General features: G+C 63.2%; 1 protein-coding gene. It reads right to left on the bottom strand.

Annotation, left to right across the window (positions count from 1 at the left end; translation table 11 throughout):
• Positions 1–399: Ig-like domain-containing protein (locus DOM58_RS17095; RefSeq protein WP_188113833.1), on the bottom strand; the 399-nt coding region annotated here is incomplete at both ends.

Below are 399 nucleotides of genomic sequence, written 5' to 3'. Positions count from 1 at the left end.
CAGAGCGTCGAAGTCAGTGCCGGGGGCGAAGCTGTAGGAACCGTCTGCGCTGAACGTCAGGCTGCCGTTGCCAGCGCCGATATCCGTCGCCAGGTCGTAACCGGCGATGGTGCCATCGACATCCGATGCCGCCGGAACCTGACCGTTGAGAACGGTGTTCTCGCCGGTAGTCTGGGTATCAGCCACGGCCACCGGCGCATCGTTGGTGCCCGTGACGGTAATGGTGACCGTCTTGGGCTCGCTAACGCCGCCATCGTTATCGGTGGCGGTGTAGCTGAACGTGACCTTGCGGCTCTGAGCCTCGGCCAGACTGTCGAAGTCAGCACCCGGCGTGAAGGTATAGCTGCCGTCGGCATTGAACGTCAATGACCCGTTGGCCTGACCCACGCCAGTGTCGAG

Origin of the sequence: Salinicola halophyticus (genome assembly GCF_003206695.1) — a bacterium.
Taxonomy (GTDB): domain Bacteria; phylum Pseudomonadota; class Gammaproteobacteria; order Pseudomonadales; family Halomonadaceae; genus Salinicola; species Salinicola halophyticus.
The sequence above is the reverse complement of the archived record's forward strand: the minus strand, read 5'-3'. Positions and strand labels throughout refer to the sequence as shown.